The sequence below is a fragment of the Dorea sp. AM58-8 genome (assembly GCF_003464045.1).
Classification (GTDB): Bacteria; Bacillota; Clostridia; order Lachnospirales; family Lachnospiraceae; genus Claveliimonas; species Claveliimonas ammoniilytica.
The window spans coordinates 202,328-222,944 of sequence record NZ_QSDM01000001.1 but is presented as its reverse complement, the minus strand read 5'-3'; the positions used below and the strand labels follow the sequence as shown (position 1 = coordinate 222,944).

The window sequence follows — 20,617 nt, the reverse complement described above, 5'->3', positions numbered from 1 at the left end:
GGAATATCCCACCGTTTCCTGTAATCTGATTCTTATGCATCCACGCTGTAGTTTGGTGCTTCTTTTGTAATATGAATATCATGTGGATGACTTTCTTTCAGGGATGCCGCTGAAATCTTCACGAACTGCCCGTTCTGTTTCAGTGCTTCGATGGTAGGTGCTCCGCAATATCCCATACCAGAACGCAGACCACCGAGCAACTGGAATACAGTATCTTCTACAGATCCCTTATATGCCACACGACCTTCTACACCTTCCGGTACCAGCTTTTTCGCATCTGTCTGGAAGTAACGGTCTTTGCTTCCATTCTCCATAGCTGCTATGGATCCCATACCACGATATACTTTGTACTTTCTTCCCTGATAAAGTTCGAATGTTCCAGGGCTCTCATCGCATCCGGCAAACATGCTTCCCATCATACATGCGTTGGCACCTGCTGCGATTGCCTCGTGATATCCCCTGAGAACTTGATACCTCCATCCGCAATGATCGGGATGCCATATTTATCAGCCACTTCATAGCAATTCATAATTGCTGAAATCTGTGGTACACCGATACCTGCTACGATACGTGTTGTACAGATAGAGCCAGGTCCGATACCAACCTTGACCGCATCTACGCCTGCCTTAATCAGTGCTTCAGCAGCTGCGCCTGTTGCCACATTACCGGCAATAACCTGAAGATCCGGAAACTTAGACTTAACCATATCAACAGTACGGATAACATTTGCAGAATGCCCATGTGCGGAATCCATAACCACTACATCAACCTTTGCATTCACAAGTTCCTGTGCACGCTCCAGACAATTTGCAGTAATACCGATAGCCGCTCCGCAGAGCAGACGTCCCTGATCATCCTTTGCAGAATCCGGATATTTAATCTGCTTCTCAATATCTTTAATCGTAATGAGACCTTTTAACTTAAAGTTGTCATCAACGATCGGAAGCTTCTCCTTTCTTGCCTTTGCAAGAATCTTCTTAGCTTCTTCAAGAGTAATGCCTTCTTTGGCTGTAATCAGTCCTTCAGACGTCATAGACTCTTTGATCTTCTTAGAAAAGTCTTCTTCAAATTTCAAATCACGGTTCGTAATAATACCAACTAACTTGCCATTCTCTGTGATCGGAACTCCGGAAATACGGAACTTGGCCATCAGATCATTGGCATCTGCCAATGTATGCTCTGGTGACAGATAAAATGGGTCTGTAATAACTCCATTCTCTGATCGCTTAACCTTATCTACTTCCTCTGCCTGCTCCTGAATAGACATATTCTTATGAATGATTCCGATACCGCCCTGACGTGCCATAGCAATTGCCATACGGTGTTCTGTAACTGTGTCCATACCAGCACTCATCATCGGAATATTCAGACGAATCTTCTTAGTCAGGTATGTGGACAAATCCACTTGGTTTGGAATCACCTCTGAATATGCGGGCACAAGTAACACATCATCAAATGTAATCCCTTCTCCAATAATTGTTCCCATGATTAAACCTCACTTTCTCTTTATGTGTTAACAGTCATATTACAAAAAACATGACCAATTTGTCAACTACTTTTGCAAAAAAGTACAATCTGACTGAGATTTTATTGTTTCACTACCTTTCCCGGTACCTGTGATGCAATTCCGGCTAACATCTCTTCTCCCGGCTCAAACAATACTTTCTTCATTATGCCTTCCTCGGAAAATATCATGCCATATACTGGTTCATTAGAATATCCACTGGTAAAGTCACAAACTTTTACATTAGAATATCTCTTCAATACTTCTGCTGATTCCGGAGCCAGTATCACCAGATTCACCATATTTGCCTCAAATATATTCTTTCTGTGCTCTTTGTGAAAAATCTTGTCCACGTCAAAATATCCGTTAATATACTGATATTCATATTCCACATCGCAGATCCTCATCACCAGAAGTCCAAGCAACACAAACAGCAATACTAAAGCCAGAAATATCGGACTTTGCAAACTCATCACAGCTGAAAATACAACAAGCAGAACACAGAGTGCAATCCTGGCAAAATCCTTTCCGTCTCGTTTCTTTTTAACCATTTTTTCTACAAATATGTCTGCCATTTATTTCCTCCTGTCAGGTACTCTATCACAAGACACATAGAAAATCTTGAATAATTAGTTATATTCTACCACGTTATATATAAAAAGAAAACTCCCCTAAGGGAGTTTTCCTCACACAGAATCATCCGTGATTACATCATACCCATTCCGCCAGGTGCTGCCGGCATAGCCGGAGTATCTTCTTTGATGTTAGCTACAACAGATTCTGTTGTCAGCAGTGTAGATGCTACACTTGTAGCATTCTGCAAAGCACTTCTTGTAACCTTAGCCGGATCAAGGATTCCTTCCTTAACCATATCTACATACTCTTCTTTGTATGCATCGAATCCAATACCTGGCTCCTGCTCTCTTACTTTATTAATAATAACCGCGCCTTCGAGTCCTGCATTAGCAGAAATATGGAACAAAGGTGCTTCCAGAGCTTTCAGGATAATGTTAGCTCCTGTCTTCTCATCACCAGCCAGAGTCTCAGCAAGCTTAGCAACCTTCTTAGAAGCGTGAATGTAAGCAGATCCACCACCTGCGATAATTCCTTCTTCTACTGCCGCCTTTGTAGCTGCAAGAGCATCTTCCATACGAAGCTTAGCTTCTTTCATCTCTGTTTCTGTAGCAGCTCCAACACGGATAACAGCTACGCCACCTGCAAGTTTTGCAAGTCTTTCCTGTAATTTTTCTCTGTCGAAATCAGATGTAGTCTCTTCAATCTGAGTTCTGATCTGAGCAACTCGAGCCTCAATTGCATCTTTCTCGCCCATACCATCTACAATAACTGTGCTTTCCTTTTCAACCTTAACAGACTTAGCGCGACCAAGCTGATCGATCGTAGCATCTTTCAGATCAAGTCCTAATTCTTCAGAAATCACCTGACCACCTGTCAGTGTAGCGATATCTTTCAGCATCTCTTTTCTTCTGTCACCATAACCCGGAGCCTTAACACCTACAACGCTGAATGTACCACGCAGTTTGTTAACGATCAGAGTTGTAAGAGCCTCTCCTTCGATATCTTCTGCGATGATAAGCAGTTTAGCACCAGACTGTACGATCTGCTCAAGTAATGGTAAAATATCCTGAATGTTTGTAATCTTCTTATCTGTAATCAGAATGTATGGATCATCCAGTGTAGCAATCATTTTCTCCATATCATTAGCCATGTAAGCTGAAATATATCCACGATCGAACTGCATACCTTCTACCAGGTCAAGCTCTGTATGCATTGTCTTAGACTCTTCAATTGTGATAACGCCATCGTTAGATACCTTTTCCATAGCGTCTGCAACCATCTGTCCTACTTCATCATCACAAGAAGAAACAGCTGCAACTCTCGCAATCTGCTGCTTATCTGTAACCTTGCTTGACATCTCTTTGATAGCTTCTACTGCTACATCAGTTGCTTTCTTCATACCTTTACGAAGTACGATCGGATTAGCACCTGCTGCCAGGTTCTTCATACCTTCGTTAACCATTGCCTGTGCAAGTACAGTAGCTGTAGTAGTACCGTCACCTGCTACGTCATTAGTCTTAGATGCGACTTCACGAATGAGCTGCGCACCCATGTTCTCGAATTCATCTTCCAGTTCAATATCTTTTGCGATCGTAACACCATCATTTGTAATGAGCGGCGCGCCAAAAGACTTACCAAGTACTACGTTACGTCCTTTTGGTCCTAATGTTACTCTTACTGTATCAGCCAGCTGATTCACACCAGCTTCCAGTGCCGTTCTGGCGTCATGTCCATATTTGATTTCCTTTGCCATGATTAATTCCTCCTTATTCTACAATTGCAAGAATATCGCTCTGTTTAACGATAATATATGTTTCTTCATCTACTTCTACATCTGTGCCTGCATATTTAGAATAAATAACCTTCTGTCCAGGCTCTACATGCATCTCAACTTCTTTGCCATCTATAACTCCACCAGGTCCTACTGCAATAATCTCTGCCTGCTGCGGTTTCTCTTTTGTCTGTCCCGGTAATACAATACCTGACTTTGTAGTCTCTTCTGCAACCAGCTGCTTCAACACAACTCTGTCTCCTAATGGTACTAACTTCATTTTATATTCCTCCTTCAATAAAGTTCATTTATCTGTTAGCACTCACAAAAAGAGAGTGCTAAAAACTTTCTAGATATAAAATAGCACTCTCTCTTTATTTTGTCAACACACTTTATTTAGTTTAGACTATTTTTATAAAATCCATTTTCAATCTGAAATATCAGAATATTCCCTTCATCCCCCAGATAGCGTTCCAGGACCATGCCATCGCATTCTTCTACATTCTCACCATCGGTCAGCTTGCAGTTATATACTGCATCCAGAGAAATCACATCTACCTCTTCGCCTCGGAGAAGCATCTTTAACGTCTCCTGATCTTCATTACCGAATAATACTTTACAGTAATGTATCCGATCTTCCATCACTCCGTCTTCGAGGATCATCTGCTTCATCTGGAGCTCTGCTGAGCATCCTTCACACATCTCTCTGCCGCCTCCTTTTCCAGAAACAGTAAAAGGTATCAGTTGCCCGATACCCTTATACTTATTTTTCTTTTTCAGCTTTTATACGTTCCAGTTCTGAAAATACATGATCATTCACAACTTTGATGTAAGTACCTTTCATACCTGATGAACGAGACTCGATCACGCCCGCACTTTCAAACTTACGAAGTGCATTAACGATAACTGATCTGGTAATCCCCACTCTGTCAGCAATCTTACTTGCTACCAGAATACCTTCGGTTCCATCCAATTCTTCAAAAATATGAATAATAGCTTCCAGTTCCGAGAAAGACAGTGTACTGATCGCAGACTGTACAATCTGTTCCTTTCTGCTTTCCTCTGCACTCTCCTCATTTACAGAACGGAGCATCTCCAAACCTACAACTGTAGTACCATACTCACTGAGAATAATGTCATCAATCTCATACTCTGATTCCTGTTTGTATATAAACAGGGTTCCAAGTCTCTCACCGGCAATTTCGATTGGTGTGATCAATGCCTGATAACTCTTCGCCACTTCTTCAGAAAATCCAAGAGTCTCCAGATTGACATTCTCTTTGGTAGACAGGATGCCTAGAAGTCTCTCATTCAGCATCTCGTCAATAAACGCTCCCACTTCTCCGCGAAGAAGCTCCGTGATGATACCAACACCCTTGCAACATCCGATACCAAGCACTTTGCCCTTTTTACTGATTACCAGTGCATTGGAATCCAGAATATCTGTCAATACGCGGCAGATATCATTAAAGACCACTTTACTGGAGTTATTATTGTGCAGTAATTTGTTAATCTTTCTAGTTTTATCTAGCAATTGCACGCCCATTCATATCACCTTCCTTATATTGGATATAGTAGCACACAATTGTATCAATTTCAACTATAAAGAGTTGTAATTTGTATATTTTTCTGAATTTTCGGAATTAAACTAAAGTCTACTGAAAATTACTAGTTATCACTACTTTTTTGTTCTACATAGCCGCACTGTTCATCCGCACAGACAAGCTTATTGCCTTTTTCCAGCATGTACCCTCCACACTTCGGACATTTTTTCTCAGATGGTTTCTGCCATGACATAAAATCGCATTCCGGATAACCTTCGCATCCGTAATATCGTCTGCCCTTTTTTGTCTTGCGATATACAATCTCCTTACCACATTTCGGACATGCAACACCCACCTTTTCCAGATAAGGTTTCGTATTGCGGCAGTCCGGGAATCCAGGACACGCCAAAAATTTACCGTGTGGCCCATATTTAACTACCATATTACGACCACATTCTTCACAGATTACATCCGTAACTTCATCCTCTATCTTGACGCTTTCCAGTTCCTTTTCAGCCTTCTTAACGGCTGCTTCCAGATCTGGATAGAAATTCTCGATAACAGATTTCCATTCCACTTTTCCTTCAGCCACGCAGTCCAACAGACCTTCCATATTGGCTGTGAAATTCACATCCACAATTGCCGGGAAGGACTCTTTCATAATATTATTGACCACTTCACCAATCTCTGTCATATACAGATTCTTACCTTCTTTTGCCACATATCTTCTGGCAATAATGGTAGAAATGGTTGGCGCATAGGTACTTGGGCGTCCGATACCAAGTTCTTCCAGCTTGCGCACCAGGGATGCCTCTGTATAATGTGCCGGCGGCTGTGTGAAATGCTGCTTCTTATCAAAATGATCACAAGACAGCTCTGAATCCTTATCTAATGACTTGAGCAGTACATTATTTTCAGGTTTCTCTTCTCCGGACTCTACATATACCGAACGGAATCCTTCAAACACGATCCGAGATGCAGCTACCGTAAACCGATATTTCCCTGCGCCAATCTTAACCGAAGTAGTTTCATATTTTGCTGCCTTCATGCGGCTTGCCACAAATCGTTTCCAGATCAGCTGATAAAGTCGGAACTGGTCTCTTGACAATGACTCTTTTACCATAGCAGGTGTTCTGGTAATATCTGTTGGTCGGATAGCCTCATGTGCATCCTGAATCTTCTTATCATCTTTTGCTGTTGTGCTGCCGCTTCCAACATATTCTTCTCCGTAATTCTCAGCAATATAAGACTTTGCAAGTGCATCTGCCTCTTCTGAAATACGGGTAGAATCCGTACGAAGATATGTGATCAGACCTACGGTTCCACTGCCTTTGATCGTAATACCTTCGTATAGCTGCTGCGCAATGCGCATGGTCTTCTGAGTGGCAAAGTTCAACGCATTCGAAGCTTCCTGCTGCATCGTACTTGTGGTAAACGGAACCGGTGCTTTCTTCAGACGTTCTCCCTTTTTAACATTTTCCACATAATAATCTTCATGTTCAAGCTCCGCAAGGATCTGATTCACTTCTTTTTCCGAATGAATGGTCATCTTCTCATCAGCAGTGCCATAGAACTTGGCTGTCAGCGGCTTACGCTCGCCTTTCACCTTAAGACAGGCATCAAGACTCCAGTACTCTTCCGGGATAAATGCGTTAATCTCTTCCTCACGATCGGCAATGATACGAAGTGCAACTGACTGCACACGTCCCGCACTCAAGCCCCTTTTCACCTTTGCCCACAGAAGCGGACTGATGCGGTAACCTACCACACGGTCAAGAGCACGGCGTGCCTGCTGTGCATCTACCAGATTCATATCAATCTCACGTGCATTCTTAATAGAAGACTTAACCGCATTTTTCGTAATCTCATTAAATGTAATACGATATGTCTTTTTATTCTCTAATTTCAGCGCATGCATTAGATGCCATGAAATAGCTTCTCCCTCGCGGTCCGGGTCAGTTGCGAGATATACTTTATCTGCTTTCTTTACTTCTTTACGAAGCTCTGCCAATATCTCCCCCTTACCACGGATTGTAATATACTTCGGCTCATAGTCATGCTCCACATCAATACCAAGCTGACTCTTTGGCAGGTCTCTTACATGTCCGTTTGATGCCATAACTGTATAATTGCTTCCAAGGAATTTTTTAATTGTTTTAACCTTTGTAGGCGACTCCACAATTACCAAATAATGCGCCATATTATCTATACTCCTTTAATTTCATGCGTTCAGAACGCTTTTATGCTTTTACAAAATGATTTCTGGATATCTCTCTGATATATCCTTTCATTTCCAAAGACACAAGGGCATGAACCATATCTGTTCGTTTCATCCCGCTTTCCGCCTGCAATGTATCCAGGCTCTTTGGAAACAAACCAACGGTAGCATACAACAATTTTTCTGGACTTTCAAGCACTTTTTCATTTTTCACCCGATCAGAAGGTGAATTTGTATGATTTTTTAACAATTTAAGGTCTTCCTGTTCCAGCAGGTATTTCGGGCTCAGAAGCGGAACTGCACCGTCACTGATGATCCTGTTACACCCCTTACTGAGCTCACTGGTGACCGGTCCCGGAAGTGCATAAATCGTCTTTCCCTGATCCAATGCAAATGCTGCCGTGATAAGAGATCCGCTCTTTTCTTTTGCCTCCATTACCAATATCATGTCCGCAAGCCCGCTGATCATGCGATTTCTGGCTGGAAAATATTCCCGCAGCGGTGCTGTCCCCGGTGGAAGCTCTGACAGAATGCCCCCATGCTTCTGCAGATCTATGTAAAGTCCTTTATTCTCTTTCGGATAGCATACGTCCACGCCACATCCAAGCACGCCATAAGACTCTCCCCCTGCCTCAATGGCTGCACGTTGCGAGATGCTGTCTATCCCTCTTGCCATACCGCTGATCACCTGCACTCCGGCAAGCGCCAGATTCTCTGCATGGATGATTGACAATTCTTCCCCATAAGGCGTACATCTCCTAGCACCCACGATGGCTGCTGTCGGTCTGTCTTCCGCCGGTAGTTTTCCCTTTACGTAGATCCCATAAGGCATCTTGATCAGATTTTTGAGTCTCTTCGGATACGCTTCGTCAAACCAGGTAACAAGGCGTACTCCAAGTCTCTGACCCTGTTCATAAAGTTCCTCTACATCCTGCATTCTTGCCCAGTTCTGCAAACGGTCAATCTCCTCTGCTTTCAAAAAATGGAGCTGCTTTTTCTGTCTTTCTTCTATATAATATATCCCATTATACACTTCTCTGGCACTGCCCCAGTGTTCCACCAGCGCACGCTTCTTATCGTCCGTCAATGGTCGCATTCCGGCAAGCCACCATTCATACTTATATTCTTCCGTATCTCTCATACTCTTCCCCAATACTTCTTATCCATACTTCGGTAAACAAGTGCCTCCTGCAAATGCGCTATCCCTATGCGTTCTTCTCCTTCCAAATCTGCAATTGTACGTGCTACCTTTAATACTTTATGATAGGTTCTCGCATTTAATGAAAATCTGTCATAAGCCTGCCTCATCATTCTCTTTTCTGCCCTTCCAAGTTCACAGTCTCTGATCAGACGTTCCCCGGAAAGTTCTGCATTATACACAAACTCTCCATTCTCCGCTCGATCCATCTGACGTTTTCTTGCTTTTTCAATCCTTCGTCGAATAGCTGCCGAGCTTTCTGCCAGTTCTTCCCTCTCCAGATCTTCATAAGCCACACCTTGTACCTCTGCACAGATATCCATCCTACTAAGGAACGGATAGCTGATTTTCCCCTGATACTGTCGAATCTGGGATATCGTACATGTACACTTATTCAGATCAGAAAAATATCCGCAGGGACACGGATTCATGGCTGCCACCAGCATCACATCTGCCGGATAAATGATCACGCCATGATTTCTGACAATCCGCACTTCCCGTTCCTCCAATGGCTGACGCAACACCTCAAGTACAGATCGCTTAAATTCCGCCAGCTCATCCAAAAACAGCACACCTCCACTGGCGAGTGTAAGTTCACCGGGTTTGGGCCAGGCTCCTCCCCCTAACAATGCCGCCTTTGTCACTGTCTGATTCACCTCACGAAACGGGCGTTCCATGACCAATGGCTGCTCTGACTTAATCATCCCTGCTACACTATATACTTTGGTAATCCTAAGGCTCTCTTCTCTGGTAAGAGCCGGAAATATCGTAGGAATCCTTTTGGCTATCATAGACTTGCCACTGCCCGGTGGTCCCACCATCAACAGATTATGTCTGCCGGCCACCGCGATCTCTGCAGCGCGTTTCATGCCAGACTGTCCGGAAATGTCCGCAAAATCTCCCTGTCCTGCAACCACTTCTCTCTCGAATAGTGTATCTGTCTTTTTGATACATCCAATGGTTTCACCTTGAAGCAATTGTCGAAATATCTCGCCCAGAGATTTAATACCACAGACGCACACTCCTTCCACAAGCCTTGCTTCCCGTTCATTGGCAGACGGAACAACCAGACATCTCACCTGCTGTTCCTTCGCCTTTGCAGCAATTGCAAGCACCCCAGGAATCCCCTGCACACTGCCGTCTAAGCCCAGTTCGCCCACTGCCATCACTTGTTCCAGACATTCCTGCTGTAATAAACCTGCCGCAGCTAACACCGCCAGTGCAATCGGCAGATCATACGATGTCCCACGCTTTCTCACATTGCCCGGCGACAGATTAATCACCATTCGTTTGGGTGGCAAAGCAGCACAGGCATTCTGGATTGCCGTACGGACACGTTCCTCCGCCTCCCGCACTTCTGCTCCCAGATAACCGACCATATGAAACAACGGCAGTCCGTTACTCACGTCAGCTTCTACCTGCACCGGTATGACTTCCATGCCACACATTGCCGCCGATAATACTCTACTGAAACTCAATCGCATCTCTCCTTCTATATTTTACCGTTTTTCGAGTTGTCATAATCAGTATTCGTAGTTACATTTATACTATTCTTACGTTAACTCGTCAATACGATTTTTAAGAAATGTGAAATTTCAGTAGATTTGCATAATAAATCGCCCCACGGCAACCTGGTCAGGTCACCACAGAGCGATTTATTTTATCTCGTATTTTTCTAAAATGCTTCAAATGCCGTTAATACATTTTCTAAAGAATTATACTCAAATATTCCAATTTCGCATACATAATCATCTTTCACGCAATAGATACATGTATACACGCTCCTAATAACAGCTTTCCCTTAGCAAAATATTCTACACCACTTATCTTTTTATGGAAAAGCACAAATCCTCCCATTTCCACATAAACTGTAAGTAAAAATGCGGTCAGGTGCTCACTGTGAAATCTTTTCCTCCTCCCCTAACAGCTGCCGAAGAACAGTATTATCTGCAAAAATATACCGAAGGAGACCTTGAAGCCAAGCACATCCTGATCGAGCATAATCTCCGGCTGGTTGCGCATATCGTCAAAAAGTATCAGACGCTTGGCGAAGACACCGAAGATCTTCTATCCATCGGCACAATCGGTCTGTTCAAATCTGTGGTTACCTTCAATTCCGACAAAAATGTCAGGCTTGGAACCTACGCTGCAAGGTGTATCGAAAATGAAATTCTGATGCATCTTAGAAGCAAGAAGAAATACTTTCGTGACATTTCTCTGTATGAGCCAATCGGTATCGACCGGGAAGGTAATGAAATCCGTATCTTTGATATTATCGATTCTCATACCGATGATGCTTACAAAAAAGCCGTCCTCAAGGACGATATCAAACTTCTTTATTCCAAGCTGGAATCTCAGCTTTCTCCCAGAGAACGGACAGTACTGAAAATGCGCTATGGACTCTATAATGAGGCTGAATACACCCAGCGGGAAATTGCTGCAGAGCTTGGCATCTCCCGCTCCTACGTCTCCCGTATTGAAAAAAGCGCAATAGAAAAGCTGCGGCCCTATTTCTAGGACCGCAGCGTTATCTGCGTTAGTCTTCTTTTCTTCTCAAAATGTCATACTGGTCAGCATGACCTCCCAGATCAATATACAGCACCTGCTTTGGATGTGGTGCGCTCTCCTGCTCATTGCCATCCTCGTCTATGATCTTCTTCACCGTCACTTCGATGTTATCTCCGTTTGGCTTCATCAACTCGATCGTCTCTCCTACCGAGAACTTGTTGCGCTGTTCGATGCGGTACATCCCGTCCCGCTCTCCGCCGATAATCCCCAGATACGTATACTCTCTTACATAGGTATTGCTGTCGTAAATTTGTGCTTCATCATCCGGTCTGCCAAAGTAGAATCCGGTCGTGAACTGTCTGTACGTACAATTACTGATCTGATCCAGATACCATGGCATATTCTTGCGGTAAAGTTCCGGATCTTCCAGATAATCATCAATCGCTTTGCGATAAGTTCTCGCAACAGTCGCCACATAAAGAGCTGTCTTCATACGACCTTCAATCTTAAAGCTATCGATTCCTGCATCGATCAATTCCGGAATGTGTTCGATCATGCACAAGTCCTTGGAATTGAAAATGTAGGTGCCTCGTTCATTTTCATAGACAGGCATATACTCGCCTGGTCTGGTCTCTTCCACGACTGCATATTTCCATCGGCACGGATGGGTGCAGGCTCCCTGGTTGGCATCCCTTCCGGTAAAGTAATTGCTCAGCAGGCATCTTCCGGAATAGGAAATGCACATTGCTCCATGAATAAAGCTTTCAATCTCCATCTCTTCTGGGATATTGGCACGGATCTCTTTGATCTCTGCCAGCGACAGTTCTCTGGCAGATACCACACGCTTTGCTCCCTGCTTCCACCAGACTGATAAGTGCCATAGTTCGTATTATTCGCCTGTGTACTGACATGTCGCTCAATCTCAGGGCAGATCTCCTTTGCCATCTCAAAAATTGCCGGATCGGCAATAATCAATGCATCCGGTCCTAACTCTTTCAGTTCTTTCAAATATTCCCGCACGCCTTCAAGATCCCGGTTATGTGCCAGAATATTGACCGTTACATGGACACGCACGCCATGCTCGTGTGCAAATGCGATTCCTTCTTTCATATCGTCATGGCTGAAATTCTTCGCCTTAGCACGTAGTCCAAAGACTTCTCCGCCGATATATACCGCATCAGCACCAAATATAACTGCTGTTTTTAATACTTCCAGACTGCTGGCTGGAATCAATAATTCCGGATGTCTGCTCATTTTTCTTTCCTCACTGTACTATCTGTATCTGTTACTTCTCGGACGTTCTGCGCTTTACGCTAAGTGCAATTCCATCTCCCAACGGAAGGATAGATGTCTCATAGATATCACTGTGTTTCAGCTCAAATAAATACTCCCGCATACGGCTGTGGATCGTCCGGTTTCTGCGTTCGACCGCATATCTGGACTCAATCACATCTCCGTCCTGAAGTACATTGTCAGAGACCAGCACGCCGCCCTCCGAAAGAAGTCTTGTGACCTCTGGGAGATAATGGATATACTGTCCCTTTGCCGCATCCATAAATACAAAGTCATAGGGGCCCGCAAGCCCCTTCATAACTTCCAGCGCATCCCCCTCTAACAGGGTAATGTCCGATTCTTTCCCTGCCCTCTTGAAATTCTCGCGGGCAATCGGGATTCGTTTATCATAATTCTCAATTGTAGTAATCTTACATCCTGCCGGAGCATATTCACTCATAACAAGTGCTGAAAAACCAACCGCCGTACCGACTTCCAATATGTTCATCGGATGGTTCATGGTAATCAATGTCTTCAAAAAGCTCTTGGTCTCTTTCCGGATAATCGGCACATAGGTATCCAGTGCCTCTTTTTCAATCTCCTCCAGCAGAGAATTTTCCGGCGTCTCCAGCGAATGGATATAAGTCACCATTCTTTCATCTACTATCATTTCTATACATCCATAATGATCGGAAGGATCATCGGTCTTCTCTTGGTACGCTTCCAGATAAATTCATTCATCGTATCGCGGACAACAAGCTTGATCTTGCTCCAGTCTGCATTCTTCTGACGTCCCAGATAATTGCCAAGCGCTTCTTCCAATACGTGTCTGGCGTCTTCCATCAGACCTTCTGATTCTCTTACATATACGAAACCTCTGGATACAATATCCGGGCCTGCAAGCAACTGATTGGTACCCTTTTCCAGCGTCATCACAACAATCAGGATACCATCTTCTGCCAGATGCTGACGATCACGCAGTACGATATTACCAACATCACCGACTCCAAGTCCGTCTACCAGAACCTCGCCTGTGTGTACCTTATCTACAACCTTAGCCTCTTCTTCGCTTACCTCCAGTACATCACCGGACTGCAGCATGAAGATGTTCTCCTTCGGAATGCCAAGCGACTCAGCCAGTTTGGCATTCGCCTTTCTGTGACGGTATTCACCATGGATCGGTACTGCATATTTCGGTTTTACCAGAGAGTAGATCAACTTCAGTTCTTCCTGGCAGGCATGTCCGGATACATGTGCATCCTGGAAAATGACATTCGCGCCTTTTTCTGACAGTTCGTTGATGACACGGGAAACGGATTTTTCATTACCCGGTATCGGATTGGAACTGAAGATAACTGTATCATTCGGCATAATGGTAATCTTGCGGTGAATATCCGCTGCCATTCTGGACAGTGCAGCCATAGACTCTCCCTGACTTCCCGTCGTGATCAGTACTGTCTTCTCCGGCGGGTAATTCTTAAGCTGATCGATCTCGATCAAAGTTCTGTCCGGAACCTTGAGATAGCCAAGTTCCTGTGCCGTAGCAATAATATTAACCATGCTTCGTCCTTCAACTACAACCTTACGTCCGTATTTGTAAGCAGAGTTGATGATCTGCTGCACACGGTCTACGTTAGATGCAAATGTTGCAATAATAATACGGGTATCCTTGTACTCCGCAAATAAATGATCAAAGGTATATCCCACGGTACGCTCAGACTGCGTGAAGCCCTTTCGCTCTGCATTGGTACTGTCTGACATGAGTGCCAGTACACCTTTCTTACCAATCTCAGCAAAACGCTGCAGATCAATCGCATCACCAAATACCGGTGTGTAGTCTACCTTAAAGTCTCCTGTGTGAATCACAATACCTGCCGGCGAATAGATTGCAAGTGCTGATGCATCCTGAATACTGTGGTTTGTCTTAATAAATTCAATACGAAACTGTCCCAACATGATAGACTGTCCATGCTTTACTACCTTTCTGCGGGTAGAGCGGAGCAGATTATGCTCAGCCAGCTTCTTTTCGATAATACCCATCGTAAGCTTTGTCGCATAGATTGGCAGGTTAATTTCCTTCAATACATACGACAATGCGCCAATATGGTCTTCGTGTCCATGGGTAATCACAAAGCCCTTAACTTTCTTAATGTTGTCTTTCAGATAAGTAATATCCGGGATTACCAGATCGATCCCCAGCATATCGTCCTCTGGGAATGCCAGTCCGCAATCCACAACAACAATACTGTCTCCGAATTCGAAGGCAGTGATGTTCATTCCGATCTTCTCAAGACCTCCGAGCGGAATGATTCGCAATTTTCCGTTTTTCCCTTTCTTCAAACTTTACACCTCCATGTGTTATTACATCTGATCCTGATCTTTCTTCAGACATTCTTTACACTGGCCGTAAAATTTTAATTCATGATCTAACACATGGAATCCCGTTTCTTCCTCAATCTGACGCTCCAAATCGTCCAAAAGGTCATGTCGAAACGGAAGAACCTTTCCACATATATTACATATCAGATGATGATGGTGATGCTTTAATTCCCCGTTCAGCTGGTCACCAATCTCATACCTGATACACCCATCATCCAAATTAATACGATCCACTAACTGCATATTCAGCAGCAACTGTAATGTCCGGTAGATTGTTGCAAGACCAATCTCCGGATAGTCTTCCTTTACCAGGTCATAAATGTCCTCTGCAGTCATATGAGTGTCACGATGATCCGCAAGTACTTCTAATACAAGCAACCTCTGATTAGTCACTTTTAACCCTTTTTCTTTCAGTAGTTTCTTAAACTCTTCCTGACTTATCGCCATAGCACGCTACCTTTCGATGTCTACGTCCTCCAACAACTCCTCAAATATCTTAAATACAGCGTTCATTTCCACGTCGTCTTCTACGAATTCAAACACGCAGTCCTTATCCTCTGCATCGGATGTATCCTTTAATATCGTACATTCCGCATCCCCATATTCAGAATCTGTCACCAGAATGTATGTCACTCCATTAACCTTTGTCTGTTCCAGTACATAAAATTCCAGTTCTTCTCCATTCTCATCTGATAACATCGTAATCTTTTCCATCCGACACTTCACCTCTGTTCTAATTATCTTATCGAAAATTATCCAATCGAATCCAGGTATCCCTGCAAAATAAAAACCGCGGCAATCCTATCAATATACTGCTTACGGTTCTCACGTCTTACATTATTCTCGATCAAAGTACGCTCTGCTTCCACTGTCGTGAGACGCTCGTCCCACATCACGACTTCCAGCCCTGTACGGCGCTTTACCATCTCTCCGAACGCGAGAGCCTTCTGTGCTCTCTCTCCCAGATCATTATTCATGTGCTTCGGAAGTCCGAGAACAATCCGCTCCACCTCATACTCATTGATCAGTTCTTCAATCCGCGCACAGGTTTTGCGCAGCTTATTCTCGTCCTTCCTCCAGATCGTCTCGACCGCCTGTGCCGTGATTCCAAGCGGATCGCTCATAGCTACACCGACCGTCTTCGATCCGTAATCAAGCCCCATAATTCTCATATACTATTCTTCCCATCCGAAATGCTTGATATACGTCTTCAGCATCTCTTCTACTAACTCGTCCCGCTCCATCTTCATAATCAGGCTTCTGGCTCCATTATAACTTGTGATATAAGTAGGATCTCCTGACATAATATATCCTACGATCTGATTCACAGGATTATAGCCTTTCTCGCTCAGTGCTTCATACACGATCTCAAGAATATCTTTTGCCTGAATCTGCGGACCGCTTTCTACCTGAAAAAACTGTGTGTTGGTTAAATCTTTCATATACTCACGTCCTCTCGAAATACTTCAACTTTATTCTACATGAATCCATTATAAAATTCAATCAATTATTTGCGAACGATTTTCGATTTCTACATTTATTAACTGATTTGCAAGATTTTCTTCCGTTTTTCGTCCAACTTTCACATACTCTCTCGTATGTCCGATCTGCCACGTCTCACTGTCGCGCTGAATCTCCTCTTCCATAAGGACTTCTACTGTCTGTCCGATCAGGCGGTCTTCAAATGCCTTTTTATTTACCTTGCCAAGAGCGATCAGCTGATTGCTGCGCTCAGTTTTCACAGGCTCCGGTACCTGATCCTTCATCTCGGCTGCCTTAGTGCCCTGACGTCTGGAATATTTGAAAATGTGTGTCTCATAGAAGTTCACTTTCTCCAGAAATGCCTTTGACTCCCGGAACTCTTCTTCCGTCTCACCCGGGAATCCTACGATCACATCAGTTGTAAGCGCAGGATGATCAAAAACCTCTCTCAACAGTTCGCATTTCTCATAGTATTCTTCTGCTGTATATCTGCGGTTCATCCGCTTCAAAGTTGTATTACATCCACTCTGCAAAGACAGATGGAAATGCGGACACATCTTCGGAAGTGCCGCTATCCCCTCTGCGAATTCTCTGGTAATAATACGCGGCTCCAACGAACCCAGACGAATACGCAGGATTCCTTCCACCTGATGTACGGCACGGATCAGTTCCAGCAGATTTTCCCCGGTATCAATACCATAAGAACTGAGATGGATTCCGGTCAATACGATCTCCTGATACCCATTGGACGCCAGTGTGTGCACCTCCGCAAGCACGTCCTCCATTTTACGGCTGCGCACCCGTCCTCTGGCATACGGGATAATGCAGTAAGAACAGAACTGGTTGCATCCGTCCTGTACCTTTACATTGGCTCTGGTATGTTCTGCCTGTCTGGACACACGCATTTCCTCATATTCATGGGTATGTGCAATGTCAATCAACTCTACCTGTGGTTCTTTTTCTTCTATTTTAGCAAAATGCTCATCCAGGATTGCGATGAGATCTTTCTTTTTATTATTACCGATGATAATGTCAATGCAGTCATCCGCTTTCGCGCCCTGCGCCTGCACATAACAACCCGCAGCTACGACTACTGCATTCGGATTCATTTTTCTGGCTCTGTGGAGCATCTGTCTGGATTTGCGGTCAGCCATGTTGGTAACCGTACATGTATTGATCACATACACATCTGCGCCCTCTGCAAAAGGCACGATCTCATAACCGTTCTGCTCCAGCATCTCCTGCATTGCCTCGGTTTCATAAGCATTCACCTTGCATCCAAGGTTATGAAGTGCTGCTTTTCTCATAATTAGTTTCTCCTTGACTTTTCTACTGACGCCTTTTAATATGTTTATAGAATGTCAGATGCCACAGATAAGACATATATGACATTTTTTCGACATTTCCACATACAAAAGGAGGTAACAAGAATGAAAACTGTACAGATTTCTTTCGATACAGATACTCTTGCAAAGGTGAAATCATTTGTCAATGAAGTCACCAAGTTTGATAATGAATTCGATCTGGTTTCCGGAAGATATGTCGTTGACGCTAAATCTATCATGGGTATCTTCAGTTTGGACTTAACCAAGCCGATCACACTGAACATCCACACAGATGAGAACGTGGACAAGATCCTCGACTCTCTGAAAGATTATCTCATCTAATCCATTATCATGTTGTTATAATAATATTATAATTAATAATGCCTGCGGATTGCTACATGCTTCACGCTCTCGCAACCATGGCATTTTTAAGAAGTGCGCCGTCTAAGAACGACGCACTTCTATTACTTCTACAGTATCAATTGCCGTCTGAACAAGCTCATCGATTTTCTCAGCAAGCTTCTCCTCTGACTTCTTGATAATATTGATATTCGGTTTGGTTACCGGATGTTTCGCCACAAAGATAGTGCAACAGTCCTCGAACGGCTGGATCGATGTCTCATAAGTTCCAATCTTCTCAGACACTTCTACAATCTCCTGTTTATCAAATCCGATCAGCGGACGGTATACCGGCATCGTACATACTTCATTGGTAGCCGCAAGACTCTGCATGGTCTGGCTTGCCACCTGACCGATACTCTCACCTGTGATCAGTCCCAGACATCCGCTTTCTTCTGCAAAATGCTGCGCGATCTTCATCATATAACGACGCATGATAATGGTCAGCTCATCATGTGGACACTGATCGTAAATATATAACTGAATATCCGTAAAGTTAACCACATTCAGTTTGATTGGTCCGGCATATCTTGCCACGATTGCCGCTAGGTCTACAACTTTCTGCTTTGCGCGTTCACTGGTGTACGGCGGTGCATGGAAATAAGTTGCCTCCAGACCTACGCCTCGTTTTGAGATCATATATCCTGCTACCGGACTGTCGATTCCACCAGATAACAGAAGCATTGCTTTTCCATTGGTTCCAACCGGCATTCCACCAGGTCCCGGAATGATCTGTGAATAAATATAGATCTCATTGCGCACTTCAATGTGAAGCAGTACATCTGGCTTGTGTACATCCACGCGGATCTCTGGAAATGCATCCAGCACCGCTTCTCCTGCTTTGCAGTTAATCTCCATAGAGTTCAGCGGATAACTCTTTCTGCTTCTTCTCGCTTCTACCTTAAATGTGATATTCTTGTCCGGATACATCTCATCCATGAATGCAACCACATCTTTTTTCAACTGTTCAAATCCCTGATCTGGCTTGCGCACGACCGGACAGATACCTACCAGTCCGAATACTGTCTGCAGACGTTCGATCACTTCATCACTATCGTACGCGCCTTCACAATCTACATAAATCCTTGCCTGTGACTTGTGTACTTCAAATTCTCCGTCCAGATCCTTGAGTGCGTAACGCACCTGACGCACCAACGCATCCTCAAAGAGATGACGGTTCTTACCTTTAATTCCAATTTCTCCGTATTTTAATAAAAATGTCTGAAATGTCATAGTATTTCCTTTCTCTTAATGTCTCGTATATCTTCTAAGCATCGGCACCAGTTCCTGCAGTGCCTGAAGTGTATAGTCCATCTCTTCTTCCGTCGTCATCTCTGACATACTGAAGCGGATCGTCGCATCCAGATATTCTTTCTTCGCACCAATTCCTTTCAGCACTCCGCTGATAGCAGGATGGTTTGATGCACACGCAGAGCCCGCGGATACGCAGATACCTTTGTCTTCCAGTGCATGCAGAAGCACTTCACTTCTTACGCCTGCAAATCCTACACTGATAATATGTGGTGCACTGGTCTCATCATAGAGGCCATGAACGACTGTATCAGGAAGCTTCAGTACTTCTTCTACAAAATGCGACTTTATCTGACGCATATACTCCACCTTTTCTTCCAGATGATCGTAGCACATGGATGCCGCCAGCGCCATGCCTGCGATTCCCGGGACATTGTCTGTACCGGAGCGCATATTCTTCTGCTGTCCTCCGCCGTATATAATCGGACGAATCTTCACATGCTCATCAATGTACAAGAAGCCCACACCTTTCGGGCCATGGATCTTATGACCACTGACCGAAAGCATATCGACTTTTAACTTTTTCGGATAAATGCGGTATTTTCCAAATCCCTGTACTGCATCCACATGGAACAGAATATCTTTATTATAAGCCTTTATAATACTTGCTGCTTCCTGGATCGGCTGTACAGATCCAACTTCGTTATTCACATACATAATAGATACCAGGATGGTCTCCGGACACAATGCCTCCTGCAATGCATCCAGCTTCACTCTTCCGTAAGCATCCACCGGAAGATAAGTCACACGATATCCTTCCTCCTCTTCCAGAAAACGCAGTGTATTAAGAATCGCCGGGTGTTCTATAGACGACGCAATCAGATGCTTTCCTGCTCGTTTGTTAGCTCTTGCAGCCCCAATCAGCGCCCAGTTATCACTCTCTGTTCCTCCTGAAGTAAAGAAAATCTCTTTTTGCTGTACTTTCAGAATCTTCGCTAACGTATCTTTTGCTTCTTTTATATATTGTTCCGATTCCACTCCACGGTAATGCATGGAAGATGGATTACCGAAATCTTCACACAACACTTTGCGTACAAGATCGCCAACTTCATCATACGCTTTGGTAGTACCCGAATTATCCAGATATACTTTCATGATCTGTTCCTTTCCATATAATCTTCTACTATATA

Annotated in this window: 19 protein-coding genes and 2 pseudogenes; 2 read left to right on the top strand and 19 right to left on the bottom strand. The window is 43.9% G+C overall.

What is annotated here, in order from left to right:
* Positions 1–32: 32 nt before the first annotated feature.
* The 9 genes and pseudogenes from guaB to DXA18_RS01150 all read right to left on the bottom strand — a co-directional run bounded on the left by guaB (position 33) and on the right by DXA18_RS01150 (position 10,295).
* Positions 33–1,486 (bottom strand): annotated as a pseudogene (gene guaB, locus DXA18_RS01190) (IMP dehydrogenase).
* 101 nt (positions 1,487–1,587) lie between these two features.
* A complete protein-coding gene (locus tag DXA18_RS01185) occupies positions 1,588–2,079 on the bottom strand; it encodes a DUF6106 family protein (RefSeq protein ID WP_118382327.1) in 492 nt (163 codons plus the stop codon).
* A gap of 131 nt (positions 2,080–2,210) precedes the next feature.
* The gene (groL, locus tag DXA18_RS01180; protein WP_118382326.1) at positions 2,211–3,833 is read right to left on the bottom strand and encodes a chaperonin GroEL; all 1,623 of its coding nucleotides are present in this window, start codon (positions 3,831–3,833) and stop codon (positions 2,211–2,213) included.
* Positions 3,834–3,846: 13 nt separating this feature from the next.
* The gene (locus DXA18_RS01175; protein WP_118382325.1) at positions 3,847–4,131 is read right to left on the bottom strand and encodes a co-chaperone GroES; all 285 of its coding nucleotides are present in this window, start codon (positions 4,129–4,131) and stop codon (positions 3,847–3,849) included.
* A 116-nt stretch (positions 4,132–4,247) separates the two neighbouring features.
* Complete coding sequence (locus tag DXA18_RS01170) at positions 4,248–4,553, bottom strand: hypothetical protein (RefSeq protein ID WP_118382324.1); 306 nt, start codon at positions 4,551–4,553, stop codon at positions 4,248–4,250.
* A gap of 61 nt (positions 4,554–4,614) precedes the next feature.
* Positions 4,615–5,397 (bottom strand): GTP-sensing pleiotropic transcriptional regulator CodY, encoded by a 783-nt coding sequence (gene codY / locus DXA18_RS01165; RefSeq protein ID WP_118382323.1) that lies wholly within the window; start codon positions 5,395–5,397, stop codon positions 4,615–4,617.
* A gap of 122 nt (positions 5,398–5,519) precedes the next feature.
* Positions 5,520–7,595 (bottom strand): type I DNA topoisomerase, encoded by a 2,076-nt coding sequence (gene topA, locus DXA18_RS01160; RefSeq protein WP_118382322.1) that lies wholly within the window; start codon positions 7,593–7,595, stop codon positions 5,520–5,522.
* Between the two features lie 40 nt (positions 7,596–7,635).
* Positions 7,636–8,754, bottom strand: a complete 1,119-nt coding sequence (gene dprA, locus DXA18_RS01155; RefSeq protein WP_118382387.1) for a DNA-processing protein DprA — start codon at positions 8,752–8,754, stop codon at positions 7,636–7,638.
* A complete protein-coding gene (locus DXA18_RS01150; RefSeq protein WP_334294364.1) occupies positions 8,751–10,295 on the bottom strand; it encodes a YifB family Mg chelatase-like AAA ATPase in 1,545 nt (514 codons plus the stop codon). The genes dprA and DXA18_RS01150 overlap by 4 nt, the downstream gene beginning before the upstream one ends.
* 415 nt (positions 10,296–10,710) lie before the next feature.
* Between DXA18_RS01150 and sigK the strand changes: the two genes are divergently transcribed.
* Positions 10,711–11,328 carry an RNA polymerase sporulation sigma factor SigK gene (sigK, locus tag DXA18_RS01145; RefSeq protein ID WP_118382320.1) on the top strand — a complete coding sequence of 206 codons (618 nt, stop codon included), beginning with the start codon at positions 10,711–10,713 and terminating at the stop codon, positions 11,326–11,328.
* A 19-nt stretch (positions 11,329–11,347) separates the two neighbouring features.
* Here the strand turns inward: sigK and DXA18_RS17230 are convergent.
* From DXA18_RS17230 to mtaB, 8 genes and pseudogenes are all read right to left on the bottom strand, one after another.
* A pseudogene (locus DXA18_RS17230) lies at positions 11,348–12,573 on the bottom strand (peptidase U32 family protein).
* A gap of 31 nt (positions 12,574–12,604) precedes the next feature.
* Complete coding sequence (locus tag DXA18_RS01135; RefSeq protein WP_118382319.1) at positions 12,605–13,261, bottom strand: O-methyltransferase; 657 nt, start codon at positions 13,259–13,261, stop codon at positions 12,605–12,607.
* A gap of 2 nt (positions 13,262–13,263) precedes the next feature.
* Positions 13,264–14,931 (bottom strand): ribonuclease J, encoded by a 1,668-nt coding sequence (locus tag DXA18_RS01130; RefSeq protein ID WP_118382318.1) that lies wholly within the window; start codon positions 14,929–14,931, stop codon positions 13,264–13,266.
* Positions 14,932–14,952: 21 nt separating this feature from the next.
* Positions 14,953–15,417, bottom strand: a complete 465-nt coding sequence (locus DXA18_RS01125) for a Fur family transcriptional regulator (protein ID WP_118382317.1) — start codon at positions 15,415–15,417, stop codon at positions 14,953–14,955.
* A gap of 6 nt (positions 15,418–15,423) precedes the next feature.
* Positions 15,424–15,684, bottom strand: a complete 261-nt coding sequence (locus tag DXA18_RS01120; RefSeq protein WP_118382316.1) for a DUF1292 domain-containing protein — start codon at positions 15,682–15,684, stop codon at positions 15,424–15,426.
* Positions 15,685–15,722: 38 nt separating this feature from the next.
* On the bottom strand, positions 15,723–16,142 hold the full coding sequence (gene ruvX / locus DXA18_RS01115) for a Holliday junction resolvase RuvX (RefSeq protein ID WP_118382315.1): 420 nt from the start codon (positions 16,140–16,142) through the stop codon (positions 15,723–15,725).
* Positions 16,143–16,145: 3 nt separating this feature from the next.
* Entirely contained in the window at positions 16,146–16,412 is a 267-nt protein-coding gene (locus DXA18_RS01110) for an IreB family regulatory phosphoprotein (protein WP_118382314.1), read from the bottom strand.
* Between the two features lie 57 nt (positions 16,413–16,469).
* Entirely contained in the window at positions 16,470–17,759 is a 1,290-nt protein-coding gene (mtaB, locus tag DXA18_RS01105) for a tRNA (N(6)-L-threonylcarbamoyladenosine(37)-C(2))-methylthiotransferase MtaB (protein WP_118382313.1), read from the bottom strand.
* Between the two features lie 123 nt (positions 17,760–17,882).
* Between mtaB and DXA18_RS01100 the strand changes: the two genes are divergently transcribed.
* Positions 17,883–18,119 (top strand): HPr family phosphocarrier protein, encoded by a 237-nt coding sequence (locus DXA18_RS01100; RefSeq protein WP_118382312.1) that lies wholly within the window; start codon positions 17,883–17,885, stop codon positions 18,117–18,119.
* A gap of 102 nt (positions 18,120–18,221) precedes the next feature.
* On the opposite strand, the gene thiI is transcribed toward DXA18_RS01100, so the two are convergent.
* Both thiI and DXA18_RS01090 read right to left on the bottom strand, forming a co-directional pair.
* Positions 18,222–19,409, bottom strand: a complete 1,188-nt coding sequence (gene thiI, locus DXA18_RS01095; RefSeq protein ID WP_118382311.1) for a tRNA uracil 4-sulfurtransferase ThiI — start codon at positions 19,407–19,409, stop codon at positions 18,222–18,224.
* A 15-nt stretch (positions 19,410–19,424) separates the two neighbouring features.
* Positions 19,425–20,582, bottom strand: a complete 1,158-nt coding sequence (locus tag DXA18_RS01090) for a cysteine desulfurase family protein (RefSeq protein WP_118382310.1) — start codon at positions 20,580–20,582, stop codon at positions 19,425–19,427.
* Positions 20,583–20,617 lie beyond the last annotated feature (35 nt).

Bases quoted from the DNA above. Each gene is read 5' to 3' on its own strand.
- DXA18_RS01185 (WP_118382327.1), bottom strand. From the start codon at position 2,079: ATGGCAGACATATTTGTAGAAAAAATGGTTAAAAAGAAACGAGACGGA.
- groL (WP_118382326.1), bottom strand. From the start codon at position 3,833: ATGGCAAAGGAAATCAAATATGGACATGACGCCAGAACGGCACTGGAA.
- DXA18_RS01175 (WP_118382325.1), bottom strand. From the start codon at position 4,131: ATGAAGTTAGTACCATTAGGAGACAGAGTTGTGTTGAAGCAGCTGGTT.
- DXA18_RS01170 (WP_118382324.1), bottom strand. From the start codon at position 4,553: ATGTGTGAAGGATGCTCAGCAGAGCTCCAGATGAAGCAGATGATCCTC.
- codY (WP_118382323.1), bottom strand. From the start codon at position 5,397: ATGGGCGTGCAATTGCTAGATAAAACTAGAAAGATTAACAAATTACTG.
- topA (WP_118382322.1), bottom strand. From the start codon at position 7,595: ATGGCGCATTATTTGGTAATTGTGGAGTCGCCTACAAAGGTTAAAACA.
- dprA (WP_118382387.1), bottom strand. From the start codon at position 8,754: ATGAGAGATACGGAAGAATATAAGTATGAATGGTGGCTTGCCGGAATG.
- DXA18_RS01150 (WP_334294364.1), bottom strand. From the start codon at position 10,295: ATGCGATTGAGTTTCAGTAGAGTATTATCGGCGGCAATGTGTGGCATG.
- DXA18_RS01135 (WP_118382319.1), bottom strand. From the start codon at position 13,261: ATGATAGTAGATGAAAGAATGGTGACTTATATCCATTCGCTGGAGACG.
- DXA18_RS01125 (WP_118382317.1), bottom strand. From the start codon at position 15,417: ATGGCGATAAGTCAGGAAGAGTTTAAGAAACTACTGAAAGAAAAAGGG.
- DXA18_RS01120 (WP_118382316.1), bottom strand. From the start codon at position 15,684: ATGGAAAAGATTACGATGTTATCAGATGAGAATGGAGAAGAACTGGAA.
- ruvX (WP_118382315.1), bottom strand. From the start codon at position 16,142: ATGAGAATTATGGGGCTTGATTACGGATCGAAGACGGTCGGTGTAGCT.
- DXA18_RS01110 (WP_118382314.1), bottom strand. From the start codon at position 16,412: ATGAAAGATTTAACCAACACACAGTTTTTTCAGGTAGAAAGCGGTCCG.
- mtaB (WP_118382313.1), bottom strand. From the start codon at position 17,759: ATGAGAAAAGCAGCACTTCATAACCTTGGATGCAAGGTGAATGCTTAT.
- DXA18_RS01100 (WP_118382312.1), top strand. From the start codon at position 17,883: ATGAAAACTGTACAGATTTCTTTCGATACAGATACTCTTGCAAAGGTG.
- thiI (WP_118382311.1), bottom strand. From the start codon at position 19,409: ATGACATTTCAGACATTTTTATTAAAATACGGAGAAATTGGAATTAAA.
- DXA18_RS01090 (WP_118382310.1), bottom strand. From the start codon at position 20,582: ATGAAAGTATATCTGGATAATTCGGGTACTACCAAAGCGTATGATGAA.